The following is a 21037-nucleotide window of genomic DNA, read 5'->3' as shown; positions in this document are numbered from 1 at the left end:
CATCCGCTGGAGAGGAAGGGCTACGCCCGCATCAGTCGTCGAGCGTCACTTCCCAAAGACGGGTGTTGGACTGCCAGACCGGCTGGCCATGCAGCTTCTTGGTGGCGCCCCAGATGTCGACCATGTCGTACATGAAGATGCCGGGGACCTCTTCGAGCATCAGCTGGTGAAACTCGTCGAAGATCGCCTGGCGCTTGGCCTGATCGGCCTCGACATAGGCCGCCTTCATCAGCTCGATCGCCTTCGGGTTGTCCCACATCAGCGAGGCGTTCTTGTCCTTGTTGCCGACATAGAAGCTGTACATCAGCGCCGGATCGAGACGCGGCGACACCGACTGCGATATCACCTGGTAGTTGCCGGAGCGGCGACGATCGACCTGGGTCGCATAGTCGAGCACTTCGATCTGCACGTTGAGGCCGACCTGCTGCATCATCGCCTGGGCGACGACGGCAGCGGGGAAGCTCGGCACGTTGCCGCGCTTGTTGGCGATGATGGTTATCGGCTCGCCGTTATAGCCGGCATCGGCGAGGTTCTTCTTCGCCTTTTCCAGATCAATCGGGATCTTCTTCTTCTGGACGTCGGAGTAGAAGATCGAGTCGGCCGAGACCATCGATGCGTTGGCTTCACCGGTGCCGTTGGAGACGGCAGCGACGAGCTGGTCAAGGTCGAGCGCTTCGGCCATGGCGCGACGCACAGCCACGTTGCTCAGCACCTTGTCGCGGGTCTGGAAGTAGAGCAGGTTCTTGCCGTTGTTGCGCTTGACGATGAGCTGCATCGTGTCGCTGTCCTTGAACTCGGCAATGAGATCAGCCGAGACTTCGGCCGTATCGAGCGCGCCCGAAAGCAGGCCGGTCTTTACCGTCGACGCATCCGGGATCACCATGAACTTGATGCCGTCGACGAGCGGCCGCTTCGAGCCGACCATGCCATCCGGCTTGCCGTCATTGGCGGGCGAAACGTAATCGGCGTATTTTTCGAGCCGGACGTATTCGCCCTTCTTCCACTCGGCCCACTTGAACGGGCCGGTGCCGATGGGCGCGACATAGGCGCCGTCAGCGCCGACGGATTCTTGGGAGACGATGCCGGTGTAGCCGCATTCCGGCCGCGCCATCAGGCCGAGGAAGACCGCCGAGGGCTTCTCGATGCTCATGGTCACGGTGGATGCATCCGTGGCGGCGACATTCGTCACCTTGATCGACTTGCTGCCGTCGAAGTCAGCGGCGCAGGTCCACTTGGTCTCCGGCTTCATGTAGCGGTTCCAGTTCCAGACCACGTCTTCGGCCGTCAGCGGCTTGCCGTTGTGGAACTTCACGTCGTCGCGCAGCTTGAACGTATAGGTCAGGCCATCGGCGGAGGCCTCGAAGCTCTTTGCCAGCAGCGGCTTCACTTCGCCGTTTTCGGCGTAGCCGACCAGGCCTTCGACGATGTGGAAGATCACCGAGTCGGTGTTGCCGTCGCGGTTGACGCCGGGCTCGTTGCTGCGGATGTCCGAGCTCTGGGCAACCGTCAGGTCGCGCGCATGGCCGAGTGCGATCGCGCTCATCAGCATGGTGCCGGCAAGAAGTATGGTTTTCATGGGTTCCTCTCTCTTGTTGTTGGTTGTCGGTTCAAAATGCGCGCCAGCAGGCCTGCGACAGCTTGCCGATGGTTTCGAGCGCGATGGTGTAGCCGGGCGTACCGTCGGGCATCAGCGCGGGCACACCGTCGGTAAAGGCAGCAATGGCGTAGAGCGGCTTGCCGTCGCGATAGACGACACCGGCATCCATGCGGCCGCGTTTGCCACGACCACCCTTGCAGGCGGCGACCGTATCGAAGGGCAGCCGCGCGCGGATGCCGTAGCGGAGAACCTGATTCTTCAACGTCTGCACGGCAAAGGCGGCCAGCTCGACCGTAATGCCAAGCTTCGCCGCAGCCGCGGCATCGTGCTCGGCGGCCAGGATCAATTCCAGCAGCATCACCTGATCGGCGGCCGTCGTCGTCGTGACATCGGCGAGCGAATGATCCGGTTTCAGGGCCAGCGGCGGTATGAGGAAGCGGTGGTGCGTGCCAACCATGCCGAGCGCCTTGCAGTAGCCGTCGACCTCCTCGAGCGTCAGTCGCTCGAACACCATCTTGGTGCAGACATTGTCGCTCAGCACCATCATGCCGACGATCGCGTCGCGCAGCGAAATGACGATCCCGGGCGTCAGGTAGCGGAACATGCCGCTCGCCACTTCCTGGGCGAGGCGTGCTTCGTAGGTGATGCGCTCGTTGAGATCGAGCCGCCCCTCGGCCACGGCCTTCAGCGCCGCCATCATGATCGAGGTCTTGCGGGTGCTGGCCGACGGTGTCTCCTCACGCTCGCCGCGGCCGATGGTTTCACCGGTCCGAAGGTTGCGCACGAGGAAGCGGGTGACGAAGGGCTCGGCATCGGCGATCGCATGGAGTTCGGCCGCGATCGCGCCGGTCTTGGTTTCCGTGTTCATCTCAGGCCTCCAGACGCCATTTGAGGGTGACGCCGCCGGTCTGGTTGAGATCGAGCGCCGGGATCGCGGACAGCAGCTTGCGGGTATAGGCCTCCTTCGGCGCATCGAAGATACGATCGCGGTCGCCTTCTTCGATGATGCGCCCGTCCTGCATGACGATGACCCGGTCGGCGACCTGCTCGACAACGCCGAGATCGTGGCTGATGAACAGGCACGAGAAGCCGTAGCGCTTCTGCAGATTGGAGAAGAGTTCCAGCACCTGGGCGCGAACCGTGACGTCGAGCGCCGAAACCGGCTCGTCGGCAATCAGGAACTTCGGTCGCCGCGCGATCGCCCGGGCAATCGCCACGCGCTGGCGCTGGCCGCCGGAAAGTTCATGCGGGTAACGATTGGCGAAATCGGCGTTGAGCCCGACTTCCTCCAGCGTTTCAAGCGCACGGCGGCGCTTGGCCGGCGTGTCGAGATCCGGCACGAGCCGCAACGCTTCCTCGACCAGCGCCTGGATGGTCATGCGCGGATCAAGCGACGAATAGGGGTCCTGGAAGACCATCTGGCAGTTCAGCCGATAGTCGCGCCAGTCGGCGCTGCGCTCGCGGCCCTGGAACAGGATCTCGCCTTCGGCCTGCTGGACGAGGCCGGCGATGGTGCGGCCGAGCGTCGTCTTGCCGGAGCCGGAACCGCCGACAAGCGCCACGACCTCGCCGACGTGGATATCGACGCTGACGCCATGCAGCGCGCGCTTCGGCTCGTGGCGACGGAACAGCCCCTTGCGGCCCGGATATTCGACCACGATGTTGCGCGCCGAAACCATCGGCGTGCGCGTCGTGTCGAGTTCACGCGCCGCGCCGCGGAACGGCAGCGAAGAGAGCAGCTTGCGGGTATAGGGATGCTGCGGCGCCTGCAGGATCTTCTCGGTCAGCCCCTGCTCGACGACGACGCCCTTTTCCATGACGACGAAACGGTTGGTGTAGCGGGCAACCATCGGCAGGTCGTGGCTGATGAGCAGCACCGCCGTGCCTTGGGCCTGGGTCAGCTCGACCATCAACTCCATGACGTCGCGCTGGACGACGGCATCGAGCGCAGTGGTCGGCTCGTCGGCGATCAGCAAGGCCGGCTTCAACAGCATGACCGAGGCCAGCATGATGCGCTGGCGCATGCCGCCGGAGAACTCGTGGGGATAGGCGGTCAAGGCCCGCTCGGGCTCACGGATGCCGACGCGACCAAGCATCGAGAGGATCGCGGTGCGGCGCTCCTCGACCGACATCTTTGTGTGCAGGATCAGCCCTTCTTCGAGCTGCCGGCCGATGGTCATCGACGGGTTCAGCGAGGTCATCGGCTCCTGGAAGACGACGCCGACTTCGCCGCCGCGAAGCTCACGCAACTCGCGGTCCTTCATCCCGAGCACATCCTTGCCCCGGTAGAAGATCGTTCCGCCGATATGGCGGACGGCCGGCGGAATGAGGCCGATGATCGCCCGCGTCGCCAGCGTCTTGCCGGAACCGCTTTCACCGACGATGCCGACGATTTCGCCGGGCGCGACGTCGAAGCTGACGTTCTTGACCACCTGGTTGCCGGTATGGCTGACGGCCAACGAAAGGCCTTCGACGCTTAAGAGGGTCTTGCCGGTCATTTCAGGCCTCGCATGCGGGGGTCGAGCTTGTCGCGCAGGGCGTCGCCCAGAAGGTTGATGCCGAGCAGAGTGAGAGCGATGCAGAGACCGGGGAAGAAACCGAGCCAGACGGCCTGTTCGATGAACGGGCGGCCGGCGGCGAGCATGTTGCCCCAGGTCGGCGCCGGTGGCGGAACGCCAAGGCCGAGGAAGGAAAGCGCGCTTTCCGACAGGATTGCCCAGCCGAACATCGAGGTCGCAAGCACCGTGATCGGCGCCAGGCAGTTCGGCAGGATATGGCGCAGCATCGTGTAGATCTCGCCGTTGCCCATCACCCGCGACGCCTCGATGAACTCACGTTCGCGCAGCGACAGCACTGCACCGCGCACCACGCGGGCCATCGACGGCGTGTAGGCGATGCCGAGCGCGAAGATGATTCCGTACTGGTTGGCGCCGAAGACAGCGAGCAGGCCGAGCGCAAGCAGGATGCCGGGGAAGGCCAGAAGCGCATTGTTGATCGCCATGATCACGCCATCGATCCAGCCGCGGGCATAGCCGCTGACGATGCCGATGAAGGTGCCGAAGACGACGGCGAAGGTGACGGTCAGGAAGCCGATCCAGACGCTGGCGCGGGCGCCGACCATCAGGCGGCTGGCGACATCGCGGCCGAACTCGTCGGTGCCGAGCCAGTGCGCTGCACCAGGGGCGGCAAGGCGCGCGGTGAAGCCGAGCGCCATCGGGTCATAGGGCGTCCAGAAAAGGCCGATGAGGGCGGTGACGACCAGCAGGCCGATCAGGCCGCCGCCAATGACGCCGTTGAAAGTGAGCTTTCTCATTCTGCCACCACCCGCGGATCGAAGAGAGGATAGAGGAGGTCGACCACGAGGTTGACGACGACATAGGAGAAGGCGACGAGCAGCAGGCAGCCCTGAATGACAGGATAGTCGCGCTGGAAGATCGCATCGACCATCAGCCGGCCGAGACCCGGAATGGTGAACACCGTCTCGATGACGGCGATGCCGCCGAGCAGATTGCCGAGGATCAGGCCGATCATCGTCCAGGTGGGTCCGAAGGCGTTCTTGAAGGCGTGGCGCCAGAGAACGGCACTTTCCGAGAGCCCCTTGGCGCGGGCGTGGGTGATGTAGTCGAGCCTGAGCACCTCCAGCGTCGAGGCGCGGGCCATGCGGATGATCACGCCCATCTCGTGGATGACGAGGGTCATGACCGGCAGCACCAGATAGAGAAGCCCGGCCTTCCAGTTCTCCGAGATCGGCACGTAGCCGAGCACCGGCAGCCAGCCGAGCTTCAGGCCGAAGGCGAGAAGCAGAAGAAGGCCGAGCCAGAAGGTCGGGATCGACAGAAGCACGGTCGCCGAACCGACGAGCGCCAGGTCGGTCAGGCTGTTCTGTCGCCAGGCGGCGATGACGCCGGCCGGCACCGCGATCAGGCTTGCAAGGAACACGGCGATGACGACGATTTCGGCGCTGACGAAGAAGCGGCTGACCACCAGATGCAGCACCGGCTCGCCGGTGACGATCGAGGTGCCGAAATCCCCGGAGAGGATATTGCCGGCCCAGATGACGAATTGCTCCGGGATGCTGCGGTCGAGACCGAGCTCCGTGCGCAACGCGGCAATCTGCTGCGGCTCGGCCATGTCGCCGAGCATCAGCGCTGCCGGGTCACCGGGAATGAGGCGGATAAGCGTGAAGACGGCCACCGAGACGATTACGATCGTCGGTATCGCCATCACGAGGCGATTGAGAATGAATTTGATCATGGGTTCCCCGTACTGAGGCAGGCCGCACGCGTTACCGCGATTCTCCCGCCCGTCGGCTCTCTTGTTACAGGGACTATGATCGATTGGAAAAAATCGCGCAATATTATGAGTAAACGTCATACCTCTATGAAAACGGCATGCAACTTCAGCGCCGCGGGACGGGCGTTGCCCGCCGCCTTGCCGGCGACGAAGCCTTCGCGATCGCGCCGGTTCCGTCAGGTCAGATGAAGAAAATCTGAGAGTTCGCGAGCGGCAGCGCCTCCCGCCCGGTTCGCGCCGATGGTGGAAGCCGACGGACCGTAGCCGACGAGATGGATCCGAGGGTCTTTTGCCACCTGCGTCGCCAGCCGACCGGTCATCAGGATACCGCCGTCGGTGTTGCGCAATTGGAGCGGCGCCAGGTGATCGAGCGCGCTTCTGAAGCCGGTGCTCCACAGAATGACATCGACGGCCAGTTCGCGTCCATCCGGCCAGCGCACGCCCTGTTCGGTCATTTCGGCAAACATCGGTTGGCGCTCAAGCGCGCCGCGTGCCCGTGCGGCGATGATCGCAGGTGTCACCGGAATGCCCGTCACCGAGACGACCGAGCCCGGCGGCAGGCCGCGGCGAACCCGATCCTCGACCATCGCTACCGCGGCGCGTCCGACCTCAGGCGTAAACGGTTCGTCGCGAAAGGCCGGCTCCTCCCGCGTAACCCAGGTGGTCGATGTCACCTGCGATATTTCATCGAGCAGCTGGATGGCGGAGATGCCGCCGCCGACGACCAGCACATGCTGCCCGGCGAACTGCCCCGCCGACTGATAATCCTTCGTGTGCAACTGGCGCCCTTTGAAGCGCTCCGCGCCGGGATAGGGCGGAATATAGGGGGCCTCCCAGGTGCCGGTCGCGTTGATGATGCCGCGGGCGGCATAGGCGCCGTCATCCGTCTCCACCCTGAAGCGCTCGCCCCGGTCGCACACGACCTTGACGGACACCGGCCGGCGGACCGGCAGATCGAACGCCTTCTCGTAGGCGCCGTAATACTGCGGCACGGCGACGGCCGCGTGGACCTCGCCCTTGCTGGTATCGACCGCTTCGGAAAATTTCATGCCGGGGAGATCATGAATTCCGTTGACCGTGTTCAAGGTCAGCGATGGCCAGCGAAACTGCCAGGCGCCGCCCGGCTGCGGCGACCGGTCGATAACGACATATTGCCTGTGAGGCACCAGCCCGAGCCGGCTCAGATGATAGGCCGAAGACAGTCCCGCCTGGCCGGCACCGATGACGACGACGTCGATCTTGCGGGCCACACGCGCATGCGTTTCGACATCCACGGTCGGAGCGGCATCCGTCATGGCGCGCCCCGAAGCCGGAGCTTGTCTACCCTTGCCAGATCATCCACCGCGGCGGCCCTACGCGATCGCCGCCGCGAAGATCGCAGCAAGTTTTTCGACGCCGTTCTGATCGTCACGATCGAAGCGCGCGGGCTCCGGGCTGTCGAGATCGATGACGCCGATCACCCGGCCGTTGCGCCGGACCGGAACGACGAGTTCCGAGCGCGAGGCAGCGTCGCAGGCGATGTGGCCCGGAAAGGCGTGGACGTCTTCCACGAGGATCGAGCGGTCTTCCTTGACGGCCGTGCCGCAGACCCCGCGGCCGACGGCGATGCGCACACAGGCAGGCTTGCCTTGGAACGGTCCGAGCACGAGCTCTTGGTCGGTTTCGAGGAAATAGAACCCCGCCCAATTGAGATCAGGCATGGCCTGGAACATCAGCGCCGACGTATTGGCCGCATTGGCGATCAGGTTGGGCTCGCCGTGAAGCAGCGATTCGAGCTGCTGGGCCAGTTCCGTGTAGAAAGCGTGCTTGTCGCCTGTGTCGATTGCGGCCGCCTGAAACATGATTCCATCCAATTCCCTGTTCGTCTCGGCCGGCAATGTAGTGTCGCGCCCGCCCCATTGCCAATGGCGCGCCCTGTCCGCAGCCGACAGGCCATTGTCTCACGGCTGCTGCGAAGCGGCGACCTGCCTTTTCAGGCAGTCGATCATTGCCTGCGCTGCGAGCGACAGCGGAACGCCGACCGCGGTGGCAACGCCGAAATCCTGGGTAAGGTGCGGCGAAAACGGGCGGATCTCGATCGGGAGATGCCGGTGCAGATTGGCAAAGAAGCTGCTGATGATCGCGACCCCAAGGCCGTAGGCCGCGTAGGCACAGGCAGAACTGTTGCTGTGGGTCTCGATCTTGACCTTCTGCGGCACGCCGGCCTTGCGGAAGATCTCGTCCAGCATGACCCGCGTCGGCCGGCGGCGGCCGATGAGGATCAAGGGCACGCCGCGCAGTTCCTTCGGCGTCACGGTTTGGTGCTGCGAAAGCGCATGCCCCTTTTCCATGACGCAGACGCTGAGGCCGGTTGCGACCGGCTGCATTTCAAGGCCAGCACTCAGCTGCCCCTCATAGCGCAGGAAGCCGAAATCGATGATGCGTTGCTCGACGAGGCGGGCGATCGCGACGGTCGTGTCGAAGAAAGTTTCGACGCGCACGCCGGGGAAATCCTTGGCATAGTCGGCGAGCATCGCCGGGGCGAAGGTTTCGGACATGCTGTTCGGCAGGCCGATGCGAACGACCTCAGGCCCGACGGCGCCGCTGCGCAGATCCTGCGCCAGATTGGTGAAACGGTCGATGCCGAGCAAGATATGCTCCGCATCCTCGGCGAGCTTCATCGCCTCGGGCGTCGCAATCAGCCGGCCCTTGTCGCGGGCAAATAGCGTCAGCGACAGCTCTTCCTCGAGCTGCTGCAACAGGCGGCTGACGCCGGACTGGCTGAGCCCCATGGTCTTTGCGGCAGCGATCGTCGATCCGGTCGCCAACAGCGTGCGCAACACTTCCAATTGTCGAAAATTCACGCCGCCCCCGGTCCGCTCGAACATCCGCTTGCTCTCCCTCGTGTTTACGGGAAGGCGATGCTTCAAGGAAGGGGTGGGCAAGCTGCGGGAAAATCCGTGCCGGACACCGGCCGGGAACGAGGAGCGCGCGCACGCGCTCCCCAGAGGTCACCGGTCTCACGCGCTGGCATGGACCGGATGGTTGAAGCGGTCGGCGAAGATCTCGATCGAGCCGCGGCCGAAGCTGCGCAGCTGCCGCCGCGTCAGCACCGACATGACACGCGCCGCCGTCGAGACGGTCATGGCGTCGAGCGGCCCCTCACCGCTCCACGGCTTGTTCAGCCGGTCCGTCACGATGCCGATGAGGTTTGCCGGCATGATGTCGGTGCAAGGTTTCATCCAGTCGAAGACCTCGCTGATGGGAATGCGCTTGCCTTCGAACGCAACGATGGGCTCGGGCATATTGGCGCCCCAGTCATCATAGGCCTCCAGAGCATCACGAAACAGGTTCTGCAGCGTGATGGAGGCGTGCCCTTCATGGAGAGCAGGCAGGAAATTCGTCATTTGTGTCTCCTTCAGTGGTTAAGGCCGGGAAACGCGAATGGCCAATTCTGTCAGCATGTATTTGTGTTCGTGCCGGGTGGCCGATACTCTGGGGCCACGCGACGGGTCAAACTGCAGGCGATGAGGCAATGCACAAATCGGGCGATGGTTCCCTGAGCCGCAGTCAATTTTGGCGGGAAATCGGTGAGCATACACGCCGCCGACCGTCACCAGGGTCCTCTTCCCCGGCCTTCCCCCGAATCGATTTTACCCATCCCGACCCGAAGGTAAACACCAAGTCGCCATCAAGGCCGAAACGAAATACTCCAATCGATAATTTCTATAGAATATACTATCTTACCCGATCAGGCCAGATAATTCACTGATATGCACCTCAATCGACAGGGAGCAGTCACATGGGAACGATCTCGCGGCTATCCGAGAAAACAAGAGCCCCGGCGCACCGGATCGAAAGCGAAGAGGAAGCGCTGTCGATCGCGCGTGAGCTGGCGGCGGAATTTGCGGGGAGCGCCAACGAGCGGGATACCGATCGCATTCTGCCCTTCGACGAGCTCGATGCGCTCGCCCAATCCGGCCTGCTGGCGATCACCGTGCCGCCGGAATATGACGGCATAGACGTCTCCAATGCCGTTCTTGCCGAAGTCACCGCCATTCTTTCGGAAGCGGACTCCTCGATCGGCCAGATCCCGCAGAACCATTTCTACATTCTCGAGGCGCTGCGCACCGACGGCACCGAGGAGCAGAAGGCCTTTTTCTTCGGCCGGGCGCTTGCCGGCGATCGTTTCGGCAACGCCCTTTCCGAGCGCGGCACGAAGACCGTCGGCGACTATGAGACCCGGCTTTCCCCCGACGGCCCCGGCTTCCGCCTCAACGGGCGCAAATATTATTCGACCGGCGTGCTCTTTGCCGAATGGATCGTCGTCTTCGCGCTCGATCCGAACGACAAGCTGACAATGGCCTTCGTGCCCCGTGGTGCCGAGGGCTTGCAGATCATCGACGACTGGGACGGCTTCGGCCAGCGCACGACCGGCAGCGGCACGACCGTGCTGCAGAATGTTTATGTGGCGGCCGATGCGGTGGTGCGCCATCACCGCGGCTTCGAGCGACCGACGACGATCGGTTCCGTCGGCCAGATCATCCATGCCGGCATCGACCTCGGCATTGCCCGCGCGGCCTTTGCCGAGACCCTGGATTTCGTGCGCAATCATGCCCGCCCCTGGATGGACAGCGGCGTCGAACGGGCGACCGACGATCCGCTGACGATCGCCCGCATCGGCCAGCTTGCCATTCGCCTGGAGGCGGCAACGGCAACGGTCGAGCGTGCCGGCAAGAAGGTCGACGTCGCCCAGATCAACGGCACCGAGGAAAGCGTGGTCGAAGCGACGCTCGCCGTTGCCGCGGCAAAGGTCCTGACGACCGAAATCGCCCTGGAAGCGAGCAACACGCTCTTCGAACTCGCCGGCACCGCATCGACGAAGATCGGCCTCAACCTCGACCGCCACTGGCGAAACGCCCGCACCCATACGCTGCACGACCCGGTGCGCTGGAAGCATCACGTCGTCGGCAACTACCACCTGAACGGCATCAAACCGCCGAAGAACGGCGCACTCTGAGCCCATCGACCGCGCGCGATCGGCCCGAGGCGTGACCGGCGCTTCGGGCAACGCCCAACCTTGCCCGAAGGAGAAACCCATGAGCCGCGAAATCCGGCTGAATGCCTTTGACATGAATTGCGTCGGCCACCAGTCGCCGGGGCTCTGGACCCACCCGCGCGACCAGTCCTGGCGCTACAAGGATCTCGACTACTGGGTGCATCTGGCAAAGACGCTCGAGCGCGGCAAGTTCGACGGCCTGTTCATCGCCGACGTGCTCGGTGTCTATGACGTGCTGAACGGCAATACGGATGCAGCCCTTCGCCATTCGGCCCAGGTGCCGGTCAACGACCCGCTGCAACTGGTGCCGACCATGGCCTATGAGACCCAGCATCTCGGCTTCGGGCTGACGGCCTCACTCTCCTTCGAGCACCCCTATACCTTCGCCCGCCGCATCTCGACGCTCGACCATCTGACGAAGGGGCGTGTCGGCTGGAACGTCGTCACCTCCTATCTCAACAGCGGCGCGCTCAACATCGGCCAGGCGCAGCAGGCGCGCCACGACGACCGTTACGATCTCGCCGAAGAGTATCTGGAGGTCTGCTACAAGCTCTGGGAGGGAAGCTGGGAGGACGCAGCCGTCGTGCGCGACCGGGCAAGCGGCATCTTCACCCATCCGGAAAAAGTGCACCCGATCAACCATCATGGCCGCCACTTCACCGTTCCCGGTATTCACCTCAGCGAACCGTCGCCGCAGCGCACGCCCGTGCTCTACCAGGCGGGCTCTTCGAGCCGCGGCAAGGATTTTGCCGGGGCGCATGCCGAGTGCATCTTCGTCGCCGCGCCATCCAAAACCGTATTGAAGCGCTACGTCGCCAATGTCCGCGAGGCGGCAGCGCGCGCCGGCCGCAACCCGCGCGAAATCCTGGCCTTCAATCTGCAGACGGTGATCCTCGGCGAAACCGATGCGGAGGCGAAAAAGAAGTTCGACGAGTACCGCCGGCACGTCTCCTACGAGGGGGCCTTGGCGCTGATCTCCGGCTGGACCGGCATCGATTTCGGTCAGTTCGCCCCGGACGAACCGCTGCGCCACAGGTACACCAACGCGGTGCAATCGGCCGTCGAGACCTTTACGACCATCGACCCGGACCGGGTGTGGACCGTGCGCGAAATGGCCGACTGGGTGGGCATCGGCGGCTTCGGCCCGGTGTTCGTCGGCTCGCCCTCGACGGTCGCCGATCTGCTGCAGGAATGGGTCGAGGACACCGATGTCGACGGCTTCAACCTTGCCTATGCCGTCACGCCCGGGACCTTTGAGGACGCCGTCGACCTGCTGGTGCCGGAACTGCAAAGGCGCGGCGTCTACAAGACCGGCTACCGCGAAGGCACGCTGCGAGAAAAGCTCTTCGGCGCCGGTCCAAGGCTTGCGGCGCCGCACCCGGGCGCCGGCTATCGCGACCTCGCCGGTCAGAGGCAGGCCGTCGCAGCCTCCGCTTAAGCGAAGACATCACAGAAACGCCGCCGGAACCTTTGTTCAGGCGGCGATTTTTTTTTGCACAAGTACCTGTGCGTCAGGCTCAGCTGTAGAGGCTGACCAGCGGGATCCGCCCGTTGAGCGCAAAGTCGCCGACCTCGCGCGCCTTGTAGGCGACCGGATCGTGCAGCGTGTGGGTGCGAACGTTGCGCCAGTAACGGTCGAAGCGATAGTGGCCGGCAGTCGCCCGCGCGCCCATCAATTCGAATACCCTTGCGGTCACGTCGAGCGCCACGTGGGTCGAATGCACCTTGGCAGCATAGGCCTCGATCGCCGCCGCACCCCGTGCCTCGGCCGTCACCGAACTGCCCTGCGACAAGGCCGCTTCCACCGCCGCCGCTGCCGCATCGGCAAGCGCGACAGATGCCTTCAGGCTTGTCTGGAGTTCTCCGATCGCCTCGAGGATATAGGGGTCATCGCCAGCGCGTTCGACGCCTGATGTCACCCAGGGGCGCGTCGTGCTGCGGACGTAGTCGAGCGCTGCTGCCAGCGCGCCCTCGGCCGTGCCGAGATAGAAATTGACGAAGACCAGCTGGATCAGCGGCGTATTGAAGGTCGCCAGCACCGCTGGCGGGTCGGACGGATCGGCAAGCGGCAGGATGAAATCTCGCCCATAGACCGGAAAGTCGCGGAACTCGACGCTGCCGCTGTCCGACAGGCGCTGGCCGATATTGTCCCAGTCGTCGTTGGCGATATAGCCAGGGCGGTCGGTGGGCACGACGAAGTTGGCGATCTTGCCGTCGAGCGTCGCATTGACGTTGATGCGATCGGAGACATGGGCGCCGGTCGAGAACGTCTTGCGGCCATTCAAGACGTAGTGTGCGCCGCGTCGCTCCAGCGTCAGCCCGGGGTCGCGCGGGTTGACGGCGGCCCCCCAGTAGAGCTGCCGTTCCACCGTTTCGGCGCCCAGCACCCAGGCCTGCCGGGGGTCGGCGGCCGCCCAGTAGACGTATTGGCTGTTGACGTAGTGGTAACCAAGCAATTGCCCGATCGAGCTTTCACCGCGCGCGACGATGCGCACCAGTCGCAAGCCGTCGACCCAGTTCAAGCCGGCACCGCCGATCTCCGGCGAATGCAGCGCCGTCAACAGACCGGCCTGGCGGAGTGCCGCGATCTCCTCGCGCGGCGGCGCGCCCACCCGGTCGAGTTCGGCGCCGCGCCGGGCAAGATCCTGTGACAGTGCCTCGGCGCGCGCGAAAAGCTCTCGGCGCCTTTCGTCATGCTCGGCGCTCGCTGGCGCCGGCTCTCTCAGGAAGTGTACGTTGCTCATCCGCCTCTCCTTGGTTGAGACGCGATAATGAACTTATTCTATAGACAATAACAGCAAATGGATTCCGACTTGGGCAGGAGGCCGAGAAAGTCCTACCCGCCCAGCCGGCGCGCGCCGTCAAGGTAATGAGACCGCGTACCTCAGGCGCAGCTCCGCGAAATGCGGTAGACGCTGGCAGGCGGCAGGTTGAGCGGCACCCAGCGCCGGAACGAAGCCTTGAGGCCAAGCTCGCCGAGGACCTGCGGCGAGATCGGGCATCGCGGTCCATAGGTAAACTGGAACAGGCTTCCGTCTTCGGCAAGGTGATGGAAGACAGACGAAAGGATCGCCCGCACGGTCTGCGCCGGCATGGACAGAAGCGGCAGGCCGCTGATCGCCGCCCCGACCAATTTCACCGCCGGCAGCGCCAAGTGCTGGGCGTCGCCCTCGATCAGCGTCGCGCTCGGGAACCGCTCCCGCAACAGGGTCGCGAAAGCCGGATTGCGCTCCACCAGGATGAGATTGTCCTCGTAGACACCATTGCGCAGCAGTGCCCGCGTGAAGGCTCCGGTGCCGGGCCCAAGTTCGAGCACGTTTCCGCAGAGCGGGCCGATCTCGGTGGTCATGGCGACCGCCAGCCGCCTGCTTGAAGGTGCGATCGCCGCGACCTCAAGCGGTCTTGCCGCCCAGGATCTGAGGAAGAGCAGGAAATCCGATGCCGTTTTCTGTTTGGTCAAGATGAGCCTCCGTTTTGCAACGGCGGCTGGTATCGCTCCTTGTCGGATGCTGCGCATTAACCCGGGTTAAGCTTGGGCGCCACCCTCCGCCCGCACGCGCTTGGCGATGCGACTGAGGCCGACCGGGGTGATGCCGAGATAACCGGCGAGGTCCTTCTGCGGCACGCGCGCCACCACCTCCGGTTCCTCGACGAGCAGCGCGCGATAACGTTCCTCGGGATCCAGCGTCAGGAACTGGCGTTCGCGGCGCTCCTTTCGCTCAGCCAGCATCATCAGCGCGCTTCGGATCATCCGCGACCAGCCGAGATCGGCATCGGCCAGCGCCTGCAGCGTCACGAACGGAATTCTCTCGAGGCGCCCACCTTCGACCGCGATCGCCGAGAAGCTTGCCCGACCGGCGGGCACCAGGGCCGAGAGGCTGGCAAAGAACCGACCTTCGATGGCGAAGGACTTGATCCATTCCTCGCCATCCGCACGCAGATAGGTGAGCTTCACCAGGCCGCTTTCGATCACGTAGACATAGGGATGCGGCTCATCCTGATGGAATACGGTTTCGCCGGCCCTGATGCTGCGCACCTGGATCGCCTCGGCTAGCCGCTCCGCCTGCGCCAACGGGTGCCCGGCGATGCGCTCGAACAGCGAAATCGCAGCGCCCTGTCCGCGCTTAACCTCGGTTAATGCCATCCCCGTCCCCCCGTTGCAGATTCGACTGCGCAACAACGGGAAATAGATCACATGGCACGCTACGTCGTCACCGGGGCAAGCTCGGGAATCGGCAGGGAGATCGCACTGCAACTGGCTGCGGGCGGGCACGATGTCGTCGCGCTGGGCCGCGACCGGGAGCGGCTGCAGGACTTGACCCTGCGAAAACGGCGGATCGAAACCCGGGTGGTGGACCTCCGCGATCGGGCCGCAACCATTGCCTGCGGCAGCGCGCTGGCGGGGGATTCGATCGACGGCCTCATCAACAACGCGGCCATCCAGCACAATGTCCGCTTCGATGACCCCTACTACGACGTCGAGCACATCGCCGACGAAGTCGACACCAATCTCCTAGCACCGATGCTGCTGTCGCGGCTGCTTCTGCCGAAGACGCCCGGACGCCCCTTCGTCATCGTCAATGTCGGCTCAGCGCTCGCCTGCCATCCCAAGACGACGTCTGCGGTTTACAGCGTGACCAAGGCGGGGCTGCGCATGTTTTCGGACGCGCTCTCCGTCCAGCACCAGGCAGGCGCGGTCAGGGTGGTCGATATGGTGCTGCCGCTTGTCGATACCCCGATGACCTCGGGGCGGGGGAAGGGAAAGATCAGCGCGGCCTATGCGGCAAAGGAAATCCTGCGCGCGCTCGAACCGGGCGCCACCCGCATCCATGTCGGCAAGGCACGGCTGCTGCGCCTGCTCGAAATCATAGCGCCACCAGCGGCCGCCGCGATCATCAGGAAGCTCTGACGCCGCGATTGTTCGGTCGCGCGCGATAGCAGGTACAGCCGACGAGGTCAGCCGGCTTCGGCGTCCCTCAAGGCGACGATCTCGGAGGCGTTGTCGTTGGCGGCGAATTGCTCCAGCGTCATGTTGTCGAGGATCGAGGCGATCGCGTCGCGAACGTTGCTCATCGACTTGCGCACATGACAGTTGACCGGATCGGCACAGTCGTCGCAGGCTTCGAACGCGGTGCGGCTGGCGCAGCGGATCGGCGCCAAGGGGCCGTCGAGCGTGCGGATGACCTGGCCGATGCGGATGTCGGAGGCCGGCCGGGAAAGCGAATAGCCGCCGCCCGGGCCCTTCTTCGAGCGCAGGATGCCGGCATTGCGCAATTCGAGCAGGATCGCATCCAGGAACTTCTTCGGAATATTGTTCCGCGTGGCGATCTCGGTGATGAAGGCGGTCTCACCCGGCTCAAGTTGAGCCAGGTCGACAAGGGCCTTGAGCCCGTATTTTCCTTTTTTGGTCAACATGTCACTTCACTTTCCTGAACAAGGAAAGCCGCCACAAGTCCGCGTTCCGCGGCATTCACCGGGGGAAACGGGTTGTGACGGCCGCACTCTTTCGCTTAGGATGTCGTACACCCAAACTGCACCATTCTCAATAAAATACGTAAGTTACTGCATAGATTTAGTGATTTTAGAAGGCGCTTTTATGGCAGGGGAAAATTTCCGCTCCCTTGAGCAGGCGGTTTTGCCTCAAATGCCTGCCATCGCTTGCCCCAAGCCCCACGAAATCCAGCGTTGGAGCGCCTCAGGCGCCGCTGTTCAGGATGCGATCACACCGTGAGGTGTCTCCGCGCCTCTGGCGTGTCCAGCGTTTCGGGTGCGCCCTCGTGGACCACAGCGCCGCGGTCCAGGATGTAGACGTGGTCGGCGAGCTCGCGGCAGAAATCGAGATATTGCTCGACCAAGAGGATCGCCATGCCGGTCGAATCCCGGAGGTAGCGGATCGCCCGGCCGATATCCTTGATGATCGAAGGCTGGATGCCCTCCGTCGGCTCGTCGAGCACCAGGATCTTCGGCCGTGTCACCAGTGCCCGGCCGATTGCCAGCTGCTGCTGCTGGCCGCCGGAGAGGTCACCGCCGCGACGGCCGAGCATCGAGCGCAGAACCGGGAAAAGGTTGAAGACGTCCTCGGGTATCGAGCGGTCGCCGCGCTTCAGTGGTGCGTAACCGGTCTCCAGGTTTTCCTTGACCGTCAGCAGCGGAAAGATCTCACGCCCCTGGGGGACGTAGCCGATGCCTTCTTTTGCCCGCCGATAGGGTGCCATGCCGGCGAGTGCTGCGCCGTTGAAGCCGATCGCGCCGGCGCTGACCGGATGCTGGCCGGTGATCGCCCGAAGCAGGCTCGACTTGCCGACGCCGTTGCGCCCGAGCACGCAGGTGATCTTGCCCATCTCGGCCGTGATCGACACGTTTCGCAGCGCTTGCGCGGCGCCGTAATGCAGATTGACGTTTTCGACGCTGAGCATGGCGCGCCCTCCTTGAAGATTTTCGGTGTGGACCATCACCGGCCAAGATAGTTCTCGATCACTTTCGGATCGCTGCTGACGAAATCGATTGAGCCTTCTGCCAGCACCGCGCCTTCGGCAAGGCAGGTGACCTTGACCCCGAGTTCACGGATGAAGCCCATGTCGTGCTCGACCACGACGACGGACCGGGTCCTGGCGATCTCCTTCAACAGGACGGCCGTTTCCGCGGTCTCGGCGTCCGTCATGCCGGCGACCGGTTCGTCGACCAGCAGCAACTCCGGCTCCTGCGCAAGCAACATGCCGATCTCCAGCCATTGCTTCTGGCCGTGCGAAAGATTGGCGGCGAGATCGCCCCGACGCGAAGACAGGCGGATGGTGGCAAGGATCTCCTCGATCCGCGCCTTGTCCTCGGCCGTCACCCGATAGAACAGCGTCGAAAACACGCCGCGCTGGCGGTTGAGCGCAAGTTCGAGGTTGTCCCACACCGTGTGGCTTTCAAACACCGTCGGCTTCTGGAACTTGCGGCCGATGCCGAGCGAGGCGATCTCGGCCTCGTCCTTCTTCGTCAGGTCGACCTCGCCCTTGAAGAACACCTGTCCCTCGTCCGGCCGGGTCTTGCCGGTGATGATATCCATCATCGTCGTCTTGCCGGCGCCATTCGGGCCGATGATCGCCCGGAGTTCGCCCGGCTCGATAACGAACGAGAGCGCATTCAACGCCTTGAAGCCGTCGAAGGAGACGGAGACGCCGTCGAGATAGAGAAGGCTGGTCGGCTTGGTCTGCCCGATTGTCTGGTTCATGATCTTACTCCGCCGCCATGGGTTCAACGGCCAGATTGTCCGGCACTTCAGCCGCCCGCGCCTTGCGCGCCGCACGCCGGCGGGCGAGATAGCCGCCGGCCGTTCCGACGACGCCCTTCGGCAGGAACAGGGTGACGAGCACGAAGAGGCCGCCAAGCGCAAAAAGCCAGAATTCAGGAAACGCCGCGGTGAAGATGCTCTTGCCGCCATTGACGAGGATGGCGCCGACGATCGGGCCGATCAGCGTGCCGCGCCCGCCGACCGCCGTCCAGATCACCACTTCGATCGAATTGCCGGGCTCGAACTCGCCGGGATTGATGATACCGACCTGCGGCACATAGAGCGCGCCGGCAATGCCCGCCATCATCGCCGAGACGGTGAAGGCAAAAAGCTTGATGTGTTCGACCCGGTAGCCGAGGAAGCGCGTCCGGCTCTCGGCATCACGCACGGCCACGAGCACCTTGCCGCATTTGGAGCGCACGATCGCCGACGTCAGGATCAGGCAGAGCGCCAGCATCAGCGCCGAGGCCGCGAACAAGGCGGCACGCGTGCCGTTGGCCTGGATGTTGAAGCCGAGGATGTCCTTGAAGTCGGTCAGGCCGTTGTTACCGCCGAAGCCCATGTCGTTGCGGAAGAAGGCGAGCAGCAGCGCATAGGTCATCGCCTGGGTGATGATCGAGAGATAGACGCCGTTGACGCGCGAGCGGAAGGCGAACCAGCCGAAGACGAAGGCAAGCAGCCCCGGCACCAGCACCACCATCAGGGCGGCGAACCAGAACATGTCGAAGCCGTGCCAGAACCAGGGCAGTTCCTTCCAGTTGAGGAAGACCATGAAATCTGGCAGCAGCGGATTGCCGTAGGAGCCGCGCGCGCCGATCTGGCGCATCAGATACATGCCCATGGCATAGCCGCCGAGCGCGAAGAAGGCCGCATGCCCGAGCGAAAGGATGCCGCAGAAACCCCAGACGAGATCGAGCGCCAGCGCCAGGAGCGCATAGGTGAGATACTTGCCGAACAGAGAGACCAGAAAGGTCGGCACGTGCAGTGGATGGTCGGGCGCGGTCAAGAGGTTGAGCGCCGGGACAAGCATGGCGAGGCCGACAAGGATCGCCACGACCGTGAGGATGCTGCGGTCTGCTGACTTCATCAGAAACGAGGTGATCATGCTTCCACCGCCCTTCCCTTGAGCGCGAAGAGCCCGCGCGGTTTCTTCTGGATGAAGAGGATGATCAGCACCAGGACAAGGATCTTGCCGAGCACGGCGCCGGCATAGGGCTCGAGGAACTTGTTGAGGATGCCGAGCGAGAAGGCGCCGACGAGCGTGCCCCAGAGATTGCCGACACCACCGAAGACGACGACCATGAAGCTGTCGATGATGTAGCCCTGTCCGAGATTGGGCGAGACGTTGTCGATCTGCGAGAGCGCCACACCCGCCATGCCGGCAATGCCGGAGCCGAGCGCGAAGGTCAGGGCATCGACGAGCGGCGTGCGAATACCCATGGAGGACGCCATGCGCCGGTTCTGGGTCACGGCCCGCATCCGAAGCCCCATCGGCGTCTTCTTCAGCAGAAACAGGAGGGCGGCGAAGACCGCCAGCGCGAAGACGATGATCCAGAGGCGGTTCCAGGTGATCGTCAGCCCGCCGAGATCAAACGCGTCGGACATCCAGGAGGGATTGCCAACCTCGCGGTTGGTCGGCCCGAAGAGCGAACGCACCGACTGCTGCAGGATGAGCGAGATGCCCCAGGTGGCAAGCAGCGTTTCGAGCGGGCGGCCATAGAGAAAACGAATGACACCGCGCTCGATCGCAAGGCCGACCGCGCCGGTCACGAGAAAGGCAAGCGGCAGCGCGATCGCCAGCGACCAGTCGAAGAGGCCGGGATAGGCATTGCGTATGACCTCCTGCACCAGGAAGGTCGTGTAGGCCCCGAGCATGACCATCTCGCCATGGGCCATGTTGATGATGCCCATGACGCCGAAGGTGATGGCAAGGCCGATTGCCGCCAGCAAAAGGACGGAGCCGAGCGACAGCCCGTACCAGACGTTCTGCCCGGCGCTCCAGAAGGCCTGGGTCTGCTCGATCCGGGCGATCGCCGCCTCGATATCGGGTTTGAGAGAAACATCGGCAGTCGCGAGAGCAGAGGTCAGGACGGCAAGCCCGCTCCGCCCGTTGCCTTCGGCAAGCAGCGTGATCGCCTGGCGCTTCTGATCGTCGGGGCGATCCGAGATGAGCAGTGTCACCGCGCGGGCCTCGTCGAGAACCTGGCGCACAGCCCCGTCCTTTTCGGCTGCGATCGCCGTTTCGATTGACTCGAGCGCATCGGCATTTGGCGCCTGCAACATGGATTGTGCCGCCTTCATCCGCGCGCCGGTGTCGTCACTGAAGAGTGTAAGGCCTCCGAGCGCGCTGCGCACCGCACGACGCACGGCATTGTTGACCTTTACCTTCTGCATCGTCGCCTTCGGTGCAGTTCCGGCCTCGGCGGCGGTCACGGGATCGACGAGCAACAGGTCTGCGCCCTGCGCCTTGACGAGGAAGACCTTGCCGTCGGACTTGCGCTGGTAAAGCTCACCCTCGCCCAAGGCCTCAAGCACCGGAATGACCTTCGCGTCGCCGGTCTTGGCCAGCGCCGTTATGTGGTCGTCCATGTCGGAAAGTTTCGCGCTGCCCAGCTGGTCGATCAGCGGGCCGAGGTCTTCGGCTGCGCGGGCACCGACCACATGGGCCGATATCACCAGGCACAGCGCAACAAACAGGATCTGCAGAATTCGGTACATGGCCCCCTCGTCCGGGTCCGGTCATGCGGCGCATGCACAAACCCGTCATAGCCCCAGGCAGGCTCCCTTCGCTCGTGCGCGCCGCCGAACGAAGGGCATGCCTGTCTCAAGTTTT

The 21037-nt window shown here is 64.0% G+C and carries 20 protein-coding genes; 3 read left to right on the top strand and 17 right to left on the bottom strand.

The genetic code is table 11. From position 1 onward, the window contains the following. Positions 1–31: 31 nt before the first annotated feature. The 9 genes from ACIQUG_RS25915 to ACIQUG_RS25875 form a co-directional block, all read right to left on the bottom strand. The gene (locus ACIQUG_RS25915) at positions 32–1576 is read right to left on the bottom strand and encodes an ABC transporter substrate-binding protein (RefSeq protein WP_402325005.1); all 1545 of its coding nucleotides are present in this window, start codon (positions 1574–1576) and stop codon (positions 32–34) included. Between the two features lie 31 nt (positions 1577–1607). Next, complete coding sequence (locus tag ACIQUG_RS25910; protein ID WP_402325004.1) at positions 1608–2465, bottom strand: serine hydrolase; 858 nt, start codon at positions 2463–2465, stop codon at positions 1608–1610. A 1-nt stretch (position 2466) separates the two neighbouring features. Continuing rightward, the gene (locus ACIQUG_RS25905) at positions 2467–4095 is read right to left on the bottom strand and encodes an ABC transporter ATP-binding protein (RefSeq protein ID WP_402325002.1); all 1629 of its coding nucleotides are present in this window, start codon (positions 4093–4095) and stop codon (positions 2467–2469) included. Further along, positions 4092–4910 carry an ABC transporter permease gene (locus ACIQUG_RS25900; protein ID WP_192450370.1) on the bottom strand — a complete coding sequence of 273 codons (819 nt, stop codon included), beginning with the start codon at positions 4908–4910 and terminating at the stop codon, positions 4092–4094. The genes ACIQUG_RS25905 and ACIQUG_RS25900 overlap by 4 nt, the downstream gene beginning before the upstream one ends. After that, positions 4907–5851 (bottom strand): ABC transporter permease, encoded by a 945-nt coding sequence (locus tag ACIQUG_RS25895; RefSeq protein WP_043617548.1) that lies wholly within the window; start codon positions 5849–5851, stop codon positions 4907–4909. The genes ACIQUG_RS25900 and ACIQUG_RS25895 overlap by 4 nt, the downstream gene beginning before the upstream one ends. Before the next feature lie 215 nt (positions 5852–6066). Further along, a complete protein-coding gene (locus ACIQUG_RS25890) occupies positions 6067–7185 on the bottom strand; it encodes an FAD-dependent oxidoreductase (protein WP_402325000.1) in 1119 nt (372 codons plus the stop codon). A 57-nt stretch (positions 7186–7242) separates the two neighbouring features. After that, entirely contained in the window at positions 7243–7731 is a 489-nt protein-coding gene (locus ACIQUG_RS25885) for a GAF domain-containing protein (protein WP_402324998.1), read from the bottom strand. Between the two features lie 99 nt (positions 7732–7830). Then, a complete protein-coding gene (locus ACIQUG_RS25880; protein WP_402325205.1) occupies positions 7831–8733 on the bottom strand; it encodes a LysR family transcriptional regulator in 903 nt (300 codons plus the stop codon). A 156-nt stretch (positions 8734–8889) separates the two neighbouring features. Further along, positions 8890–9276 carry a hypothetical protein gene (locus ACIQUG_RS25875; RefSeq protein WP_043617543.1) on the bottom strand — a complete coding sequence of 129 codons (387 nt, stop codon included), beginning with the start codon at positions 9274–9276 and terminating at the stop codon, positions 8890–8892. Between the two features lie 395 nt (positions 9277–9671). Between ACIQUG_RS25875 and ACIQUG_RS25870 the strand changes: the two genes are divergently transcribed. Both ACIQUG_RS25870 and ACIQUG_RS25865 read left to right on the top strand, forming a co-directional pair. Then, a complete protein-coding gene (locus tag ACIQUG_RS25870; RefSeq protein ID WP_402324996.1) occupies positions 9672–10889 on the top strand; it encodes an SfnB family sulfur acquisition oxidoreductase in 1218 nt (405 codons plus the stop codon). 79 nt (positions 10890–10968) lie between these two features. After that, a complete protein-coding gene (locus tag ACIQUG_RS25865) occupies positions 10969–12366 on the top strand; it encodes an LLM class flavin-dependent oxidoreductase (RefSeq protein WP_402324995.1) in 1398 nt (465 codons plus the stop codon). 79 nt (positions 12367–12445) lie between these two features. Here ACIQUG_RS25865 and ACIQUG_RS25860 read toward each other — a convergent pair whose 3' ends face one another. From ACIQUG_RS25860 to ACIQUG_RS25850, 3 genes are all read right to left on the bottom strand, one after another. Continuing rightward, positions 12446–13672: an acyl-CoA dehydrogenase family protein gene (locus tag ACIQUG_RS25860; RefSeq protein WP_402324993.1), complete on the bottom strand. Its 1227-nt coding sequence runs from the start codon at positions 13670–13672 to the stop codon at positions 12446–12448. A gap of 140 nt (positions 13673–13812) precedes the next feature. Further along, entirely contained in the window at positions 13813–14388 is a 576-nt protein-coding gene (locus ACIQUG_RS25855) for a class I SAM-dependent methyltransferase (protein WP_402324992.1), read from the bottom strand. A 66-nt stretch (positions 14389–14454) separates the two neighbouring features. Then, positions 14455–15072 carry a Crp/Fnr family transcriptional regulator gene (locus tag ACIQUG_RS25850; protein ID WP_402324991.1) on the bottom strand — a complete coding sequence of 206 codons (618 nt, stop codon included), beginning with the start codon at positions 15070–15072 and terminating at the stop codon, positions 14455–14457. A 51-nt stretch (positions 15073–15123) separates the two neighbouring features. Between ACIQUG_RS25850 and ACIQUG_RS25845 the strand changes: the two genes are divergently transcribed. Further along, entirely contained in the window at positions 15124–15837 is a 714-nt protein-coding gene (locus ACIQUG_RS25845) for an SDR family NAD(P)-dependent oxidoreductase (protein ID WP_402324990.1), read from the top strand. Between the two features lie 47 nt (positions 15838–15884). Here the strand turns inward: ACIQUG_RS25845 and ACIQUG_RS25840 are convergent, their stop codons facing one another. The 5 genes from ACIQUG_RS25840 to urtB form a co-directional block, all read right to left on the bottom strand. Beyond that, positions 15885–16343: an Rrf2 family transcriptional regulator gene (locus tag ACIQUG_RS25840; protein ID WP_029742909.1), complete on the bottom strand. Its 459-nt coding sequence runs from the start codon at positions 16341–16343 to the stop codon at positions 15885–15887. A 305-nt stretch (positions 16344–16648) separates the two neighbouring features. Further along, entirely contained in the window at positions 16649–17344 is a 696-nt protein-coding gene (urtE, locus tag ACIQUG_RS25835; RefSeq protein WP_043617532.1) for an urea ABC transporter ATP-binding subunit UrtE, read from the bottom strand. A gap of 35 nt (positions 17345–17379) precedes the next feature. Next, positions 17380–18144, bottom strand: a complete 765-nt coding sequence (gene urtD, locus ACIQUG_RS25830) for an urea ABC transporter ATP-binding protein UrtD (protein WP_402324988.1) — start codon at positions 18142–18144, stop codon at positions 17380–17382. A 4-nt stretch (positions 18145–18148) separates the two neighbouring features. After that, the gene (gene urtC, locus ACIQUG_RS25825) at positions 18149–19309 is read right to left on the bottom strand and encodes an urea ABC transporter permease subunit UrtC (RefSeq protein ID WP_402324987.1); all 1161 of its coding nucleotides are present in this window, start codon (positions 19307–19309) and stop codon (positions 18149–18151) included. Beyond that, on the bottom strand, positions 19306–20922 hold the full coding sequence (gene urtB, locus ACIQUG_RS25820; RefSeq protein ID WP_402324986.1) for an urea ABC transporter permease subunit UrtB: 1617 nt from the start codon (positions 20920–20922) through the stop codon (positions 19306–19308). The genes urtC and urtB overlap by 4 nt, the downstream gene beginning before the upstream one ends. Positions 20923–21037 lie beyond the last annotated feature (115 nt).

The organism is Ensifer sp. NPDC090286, from assembly GCF_044769565.1.
Lineage (GTDB): Bacteria > Pseudomonadota > Alphaproteobacteria > Rhizobiales > Rhizobiaceae > Ensifer.
The sequence above is the reverse complement of the archived record's forward strand: the minus strand, read 5'-3'. Positions and strand labels throughout refer to the sequence as shown.